Origin of the sequence: Flavobacterium bizetiae, from assembly GCF_902804475.1 — a bacterium.
Lineage (GTDB): Bacteria > Bacteroidota > Bacteroidia > Flavobacteriales > Flavobacteriaceae > Flavobacterium > Flavobacterium bizetiae.
In genome coordinates this window covers 1-7,712 of the sequence record NZ_CADCSU010000165.1, presented here as the reverse complement: position 1 = coordinate 7,712, position 7,712 = coordinate 1, and the positions used below count along the sequence as shown (strand labels likewise).

The window sequence follows — 7,712 nt, the reverse complement described above, 5'->3', positions numbered from 1 at the left end:
ATTTTTACTCTATATTCTATTTTCTTTACTCTTTCTCTAAAACTCTATTAGCCAATTTCCCAACGCTTAGTCCCTGAACTACAATTGAAAATAATACGACAATATAAGTTACTTCAAGTAATAGGTTTTTGTATTCACCCTCAGGCATAGAAAGTACTAGTGCAATAGAAACTCCACCGCGAATTCCGCCCCAAACCAAAACCATTAAAGATCCTTTGCTATAAGCAGATCTAATACCGAAAATTTTAAAAATATCGAAGAATTGCCAAGGTAAAACGATAGAAGCGATTCTGGCGAATAACACAATAAAAATAGCGACGAAACCGGTTAATAATTGTTTGTTTAGATCCGGTAATAGCAATAACTCAAAACCAATAAACAAGAATAAAATAGCATTTAATATTTCGTCGATAAGTTCCCAAAATTTACCCAAGTAATCTTTCGTTACTTCGCTCATGGCTACTTTTTTTCCGTAATTACCAATAATCAATCCTGCGACAACCATTGCCAACGGACTTGAAACGTGTAAACTTTGAGCAATCAGAAATCCTCCCATTACGATAGAAAGCGTTATTAGAACGGAAACTTTATAATCGTCGATTTTTTTCATAACCCTCGATGCAGTATATCCTAAAACAGCTCCTAATAAAAGTCCGCCAATTCCTTCTTTTGCAAATAACCAGGCAATAGAACCAAAAGTCATATCAAAGGTAGGATCGGTTGCCATTTTTAAAACAACAGCAAACATTACAACTGCTACTCCATCATTAAATAAAGATTCACCAACAATTTTGGTTTCTATTCTTTTAGGCACTTTTGCTTGTTTTAAAACTCCCAATACCACGATTGGATCCGTTGGAGATATTAATGTTCCGAAAACGAGACAAAATATATACGGGATTTTTATTCCTAAAACAGGTGCGATATAATAAAGCAATACAGAAATAATTAATGCTGACAAGACAACGCTCACTGTAGAATAAATCATAATAGGAACTTTTTGTTCTTTAAGATCAGACATATTTACGTGTAGTGCGCCGGCAAACAAAAGAAAATTCAACATAGCTCCCATTAAGATTTCGTTGAAGTCGAATTCTTTTATCAATTCAAAGAAATGTTTTGTAGTATCAGGAAAATAAGAATCTCCTAAAAGGCGAATTCCTACCGAAACTAACATGGCAATAATCATGATTCCAATAGTTCCCGGAAGCTTTAAAAATCTTAAATTTAAATAGGCGAAGAAAGAGGCCAATACAATTAGTATTGAAAAGGTGTAGTATAATTCCATAAATTTGATTTTTACAAAAATAAATTTCCATTATCTAATACAAAATTTCATTTCCTAAATTAACATAACTTTACAATTCTTAAATAACTTTAAAAGCATTAAAAAAAGGCAATAAATAAATTGAAAAGCCAAAGTAAAATGAAATTTACTTTGGCTTTTTTTATGCATTTAATTAATTTTTGGCTGTCTTAGGCTTTATTTATAAAACACTACTTTACAACTCTTCCTGATTTCTAAAATCACTTAATTCAATTTTGTTACTTATCCCTACTCATAAGCTTTTCGGGTTCCGCTTTGCATGATTTATTAAATAATTAAAGCTTATTTTTTTTGCTTTTTCTCATTAATAAAATCTACAAGTTGTTGTGTTTTCAGTGCTTCTATTTCTTTAATACGTTTTGCACGTGAGTTATCAAGATTATTAGCATTTTTACCCGTAGCCGCTAAAGCTGGTTTAGTAAATAGTAAATAATCTCCAAATAAATGGCTCAAAAACAAAGGAGATTTTCCCGGTCTCTTTTTATCAAAATTTGCAGATTGATGACAAGAAAAACAATTTGCTAAATTGCTATTGTTAATCTCATGAATATCTTCCTGAAAAGTCTGCGTGTAAGTTTCCATAGTAATATTGGCCAGATTCACTGAACCTCTGGCTAACGAATCCGGAAGGGCACTTTCGATATCTTTTGTTACAATTGCTTCCTTTTGATTTTCAGAAGAAACTCCGTCAAAATTTAACCAGATAGAACCATTATAAAAATAATTTCTAAAAACATCTTTCAAATTAGATGCTACACATTTATTGATATCCTCAATATTATTAAAGTTAGCCGGTTCTGCCTGACTTGTAGCCATAAAAGCACCAGTGTTTAAATCCTTTGGTACACCATATTCGTACAGAATAAATGCTTTGTTAGCAACAACCGGAGCCGTTGCACCTTTAAGCCATCTGATACCATCTATACCGCTGCTTGTTCCTTTTTCATAAAACAACATTTCATTTACGGACTTTACTGAATTATGCTTCTTATCATAAACAGGCGCCATATCTTTATGTTCAAAAGTTGCCCAGATAAATTCAGGGTGATTTTTTACAACTCCCACTACATGCATACCTAATAAGGCAACGGTTTTTTGAACATATTGCCCTTTGCTGTTTTGAACAGCAGCTTTAGTAGTGAAATAATCTTGTTGCTGCGCTTTGGCAATTGCATCAATATTAATCCAGGAAGCTTTTAATTCTAAAGCACCAACCGGAAATGTCTCTAAATTAGAAACGGGTAATTTCCCGCTGTTGATTAAGGAAGCCATTAAAACTGCCTTGTCTTTTAAAAGTTTATTAATATGAATGGAATAATAAACGGTATCTGCAACATTATTAAATTTAGGATTAGAACGCAAAACAGCACTAAAACCGGCTTGATTAATAGAACTCAACGCCAATTTTATACCCAATTGTGGCGCAACTTCTTCCATTTGCGGACTAACTAAATCCAGAGAATCTAAAAAGAAAGGATTTCCGTTTGGCAATGGTTTTGTTACCCACAAAAACTTTTGCCATGACCATTGATGAAAATCACAATTTGTAGTGGTCTCACTATCAAACGGACTTCCGTCGCCTTCTTTTGGAGCTGGGGTTTGATCGTGAGGAAACCAACTGGTTTCGCAATCACATGCATCTGCTGATGTACTTGCGTACGAAGTTTTAACTCCGTCTTTATAAAGTCCGTTACTTTTATTAAAAAGAAACAACCATAAACCAACTGCTACTATAATAACAAGCAACAAACTGATAATAACGTATTTTTTTTTCATTTTTTATAGGTTTAATTATTCGGGGAGCGAGAAGATCTTTGTAACAAAAAAGACCGCCTTAACCAGGCGATCTTTTACATCAAAACTCTAATCGAGTGAGGATTTTTTTTTTGCTATCCTGTGAATTGTTTTTGGGGAGAATTTTATTTCTAAACCAACTCTTCTTTTAGATTTTTTACTGATGCTACCGGAACATTTTCTACAGTATGGTTGAAATATGAAAAACCTCCATTACCATTCCAAGCATTATCGATAGCCAAATGAGCATTGAAATTTGCTAAAAAAGAACCAATTGCAGGAGGAGGTACAGAGTGTACATATTGCCCTTGCAGACTAACTACCTGAGTAACATTTCCTATTCCTGTGGCATATATTTTTCCTGTTACTGAAACAACAATATGACTATCAGGACCTGGTATAGCCTGAGTAATCACTACTGTACCAGAAACAGAATGCTGAGATGGTACTACTACTAAACTAAATGTTGCGATTGGAGCACCTGGTGTTCCTACATTTCCGATTGTGCCTTTTGCTAAATAAGCACCTGCTAATAATTCTGACATAACTTGTTGATTTAGGTTTCCTACTCATAAGGCTTTTCGGGGACGCCTCGTTTTTTTTAGTGGTTTCTGCTCCACCTTTTTAATCTGTTAATGAAATTATTTAGCGTTTAAAAAACTCCTGAATAATACATTTGGGGTGATTTTCTATTTCAAAGCTATATCAAATAAAAAGGCTTAATTATTAAAATGATACAGGATGGAAATTATTGGTTATGAATGAGATAATAAATGACACAGAATAATTTAGCGCGTAAAAACACTTATTTTATCCCATTTAAAAAAAATAATCCACCTTTCGCAATTAAACTTTCATTTATTTTTGAAAGTTTAAAAACTTTTACTTACATTTGATCCATGGAATTCAAAGAAGCAAAAAATAAGTTTGTACAAACCTGGGGAGCATTAGGTTCTCAATGGGGAATTAATAAAACGATGGCACAAATCCACGCTTTATTAATGGTCTCGAACGAACCTGTTTCTATGGAAGACATCATGGAAGAATTGCAAATTTCCCGCGGAAATACCAGCATGAATCTAAAAGCTTTAATGGATTGGGGAATTGTATATAAAGAATACAAAGCCGGAGAAAGAAAAGAGTTTTTTACTGCCGAAAAAGATTTAGACGAACTGGCTGTAAAAATTTCAAGAGAAAGAAGCAAAAGAGAAATTAAACCTACGCTTAAAATTTTAAAAGAAGTTTCTTCGATTAATGCTAACAATTCGGCTGAAGAAAAACACTTTGTTGATCAAACTTCTAAATTATATGATTTCGTTTTAAAAGCAGATAATATGTTAGATAAAATGACTGAATTTAATGATAACTGGTTAGGTAAATTGGTTATGAAAATGATGAAGTAAAAAAAATTTAATTCAAACTTTCATTTTTTTCTGAAAGTTTAAAACAAATAATAACTATGAAAACTATAAATAACCTTAATTATTTTTTTGTTAGTGTACCCATATTTTTAATTGCTTTAGGCTTAATCATCAATGAAAGCAGTGGAAATTTAGTCGGCAGCGGAATATTATTTTTAATTCTTACTGGTCTTTTTCAATTAATATCTGGAATAAAAATGTTTATCGATGAACCACATGATAAAAGCCTTCGCTTTTATATTGCTATCGTAGTACTTTTCTTTTTGCTATGGTTTGTAAATGCTGTAATCATATATCAAGATTTTATAAGCCACATTTTGTATTTAATTCCACCAATACTTACAATTTTCTTTTCTACAATAACCTATAAAAAAGCACACCAATGAACTTCTTAAAAGCAGAATGGAAAAACTTAGCACTTTTCAATTATGAAGTTGATGCCAAAATCTTAGAAAAATATCTTCCTGCAGGAACTGAAATAGATTTTTGGAATAACAAATGTTATGTAAGTCTGGTTGGGTTTATGTTTGAAAACACGAAAGTTTTAGGATTAAAAATTCCGTTTCATATCGATTTTGAAGAAGTCAATTTGAGATTCTACGTAAAACGTTTTGAAAACGGCGAATGGAAACGAGGTGTAGTTTTTATTAAAGAAATTGTTCCTAAAAGCGCCATCACTTTTGTTGCCAATACTTTATATCAGGAACATTATGAAACTCAGAAAATGGGACATGAAGTAATCGAAAAAAAAGATACCAGTACTTTTATTTATCAATGGAAAAATGATCAAAAGTGGAACACGATTCAAATAGAAACTAAAAAGAATCCTGTAGCAATTGAGATTGATTCTGAAGCTGAATTTATTACAGAGCATTATTTTGGTTATACCAAAATTGATAAAGAAACTACTTTTGAATATGAAGTTCAACATCCGAGATGGGAACAATTCGAAGTTTTAAATTACAACATTGATATTGATTTTAATAAAACATACGGAACTGATTTTGAATTTCTTCAAACTACAAAACCAACTTCAGTTTTCTTAGCGAAAGGCTCTGAAATTGTAGTTAAGAATAAAAAGAAACTAAAATCAATTTCTATAATCTAAAAAATGCATCATTACATCCTAATTCATTTCATAATCTTTAAAACCAAAAATCATGAAAATGCTCGAAAACCAAACTTTGCTTTATGATGAAGATTGCCCACTTTGCAGTTTGTACACAACTGGATTTGTAAAAAGTGGTATGCTGGATGAAAATGGAAGAAAATCATATTGTCAACTATCTGACGAAGAACAAAATTTTGTAGACTTAAAACGTGCGCCAAACGAAATTGCTTTGGTAGATAACAAAACAAAAACTGTTACTTACGGAATTGATAGTTTAATAAAAGTGATTGGATTTTCTTTTCCGTTAATCGAAAAAATAGCGACTATCAAACCCATACATTATATTCTTAGAAAAATGTACTCTTTTGTTTCTTATAATAGAAAGGTAATAATTCCCGGAAATGTAAAGGAAGAAAACAAGCTACAATGCGTTCCGGATTTCAATTACAAATACCGTTTTCTTTTTATCGCATTTGCCTTAATCGTAACGACTTTTGTTTTATTTGGATATTCTAATTTGATTCCTGTTTTGCCCAAAACAAATATAGTTAGAGAAGTTGTTTTGGCTTTTGGTCAAATCGCTTTTCAAAGTATGTTTCTTTTAAAATTCAATAAACAAACTATCATCAATTATGCGGGAAATTTAATGACTGTTTCTTTAATGGGTTCTTTGATTTTATTACCAATTTTGATTGTAAGTCAGTTTATAATTATTCCGGCAATTATCATTTTAGGTTGGTTTGCGATAACTGTTTTGATCATGTTTACAGAACATATTAGAAGAATTAAAATTCTAAAACTTCCCTATTATCTTTGTTATACATGGATACTTTATCGAATTCTTGCTTTATTTTTTATTCTTAATTAACCTCTCGAAAACCTGACGGGTTTTAAAAACCCGTCAGGTTTAGCGCAAAAAATATAAAAATGAAAAAACTTATTATAACAGCCGGAACCGGTTTTTTAGGACAAGTATTAATCAATCAATTCAAAAATAAATTTGAAGAAATTGTGATTCTAACCCGTGGAAAATCTCAAACCATCGACGGAATAAAATATGTAAACTGGAACGCCAGAACTTTTTCTGGTTGGGAAAGTGAATTAGAAAATGCTACGGTTTTAATAAACCTAGCGGGAAAATCTGTTGATTGTCGATATACCAAAGCAAACAAACAAGAGATTTTATTATCTCGTATCGAAAGTACCAAGATTCTCAACAAAGCGGTTTTGAATTGCAAAAATCCACCCAAACATTGGCTGAATTCATCTACCTCAACAATTTATAGATTTTCATTAGACAAACAAATGGATGAAGTGGATGGCGAAATTGGAAATGACTTTTCTATAAATGTTGCCCTGTCTTGGGAGAAAGCATTTTTTAAAACCGAAACTCCAAATACTTTAAAAACGGCTTTGCGAACTTCTATAGTATTAGGAAAAAATGGAGGTGCTTTTATTCCGCTTAAGACTTTGGCAAAAATAGGTTTTGGAGGAAAACAAGGAAAAGGAAATCAGTTTATAAGCTGGATTCATGAAGATGATTTCGCCAATGCAATTGATTTTATTATTGAGAAAGAAATTACCGGCGTCATAAATATTGTTTCTCCGCAACCAATTCGCAATGCTGATTTTATGCAAAAACTTAGAAAAGCAGTTGGTTTTCCTTTCGGGATTCCGATGAATGCTTTTCTGCTAGAAATCGGATCTTTCTTTATTCGAACAGAAACTGAATTAGTTTTGAAAAGCAGAAATGTAATTCCGAAAAGACTTTTGGATAATGGATTTGAGTTTAAGTTTGGGGATATTGATAAGACTTTTCGAGATTTATTGCGTTAAACTACGCGCATTTTTGTCATCCCGAGGAACGAGGGATCTCACACGGAATTCGACAAAGAATTGTCGATATACTTTACGGAGTTTCTAGTGTGATCCCTCGTTCCTCCTTTAGATTTGTTTTTTCAAATTTAATTAAATTTATGATTGAGAAAGGAAGCAAAAGTAAACTGTTCGTTCCTGCGAGTTCGTGACTCATATCCTGATTAAGACTTTCGCTTCCTCT

The 7,712-nt window shown here is 32.1% G+C and carries 8 protein-coding genes; 5 read left to right on the top strand and 3 right to left on the bottom strand.

Features of this window, described 5'->3' with window-relative positions; genetic code table 11:
• Window positions 1-25 precede the first annotated feature (25 nt).
• The 3 genes from FLACOL7796_RS21420 to FLACOL7796_RS21410 form a co-directional block, all read right to left on the bottom strand.
• Entirely contained in the window at window positions 26-1,288 is a 1,263-nt protein-coding gene (locus tag FLACOL7796_RS21420) for a cation:proton antiporter (RefSeq protein ID WP_173972830.1), read from the bottom strand.
• A 321-nt stretch (window positions 1,289-1,609) separates the two neighbouring features.
• Complete coding sequence (locus tag FLACOL7796_RS21415; RefSeq protein ID WP_173972829.1) at window positions 1,610-3,103, bottom strand: hypothetical protein; 1,494 nt, start codon at window positions 3,101-3,103, stop codon at window positions 1,610-1,612.
• Window positions 3,104-3,252: 149 nt separating this feature from the next.
• Entirely contained in the window at window positions 3,253-3,666 is a 414-nt protein-coding gene (locus tag FLACOL7796_RS21410) for a DUF1842 domain-containing protein (protein WP_173972828.1), read from the bottom strand.
• A 354-nt stretch (window positions 3,667-4,020) separates the two neighbouring features.
• On the opposite strand from FLACOL7796_RS21410, the gene FLACOL7796_RS21405 reads away from it, so the two are divergent.
• From FLACOL7796_RS21405 to FLACOL7796_RS21385, 5 genes are read left to right on the top strand one after another with little or no spacing between them, the layout of a single operon-like run.
• Window positions 4,021-4,524 carry a GbsR/MarR family transcriptional regulator gene (locus tag FLACOL7796_RS21405; RefSeq protein WP_173972827.1) on the top strand — a complete coding sequence of 168 codons (504 nt, stop codon included), beginning with the start codon at window positions 4,021-4,023 and terminating at the stop codon, window positions 4,522-4,524.
• 56 nt (window positions 4,525-4,580) lie between these two features.
• Window positions 4,581-4,928 (top strand): hypothetical protein, encoded by a 348-nt coding sequence (locus FLACOL7796_RS21400; protein ID WP_173972826.1) that lies wholly within the window; start codon window positions 4,581-4,583, stop codon window positions 4,926-4,928.
• Entirely contained in the window at window positions 4,925-5,650 is a 726-nt protein-coding gene (locus FLACOL7796_RS21395) for a YqjF family protein (protein WP_173972825.1), read from the top strand. The genes FLACOL7796_RS21400 and FLACOL7796_RS21395 overlap by 4 nt, the downstream gene beginning before the upstream one ends.
• A gap of 58 nt (window positions 5,651-5,708) precedes the next feature.
• Window positions 5,709-6,521, top strand: a complete 813-nt coding sequence (locus FLACOL7796_RS21390; RefSeq protein WP_232067430.1) for a thiol-disulfide oxidoreductase DCC family protein — start codon at window positions 5,709-5,711, stop codon at window positions 6,519-6,521.
• A gap of 59 nt (window positions 6,522-6,580) precedes the next feature.
• Window positions 6,581-7,489 carry a TIGR01777 family oxidoreductase gene (locus FLACOL7796_RS21385; RefSeq protein ID WP_173972823.1) on the top strand — a complete coding sequence of 303 codons (909 nt, stop codon included), beginning with the start codon at window positions 6,581-6,583 and terminating at the stop codon, window positions 7,487-7,489.
• The last annotated feature ends 223 nt before the right edge of the window (window positions 7,490-7,712 follow it).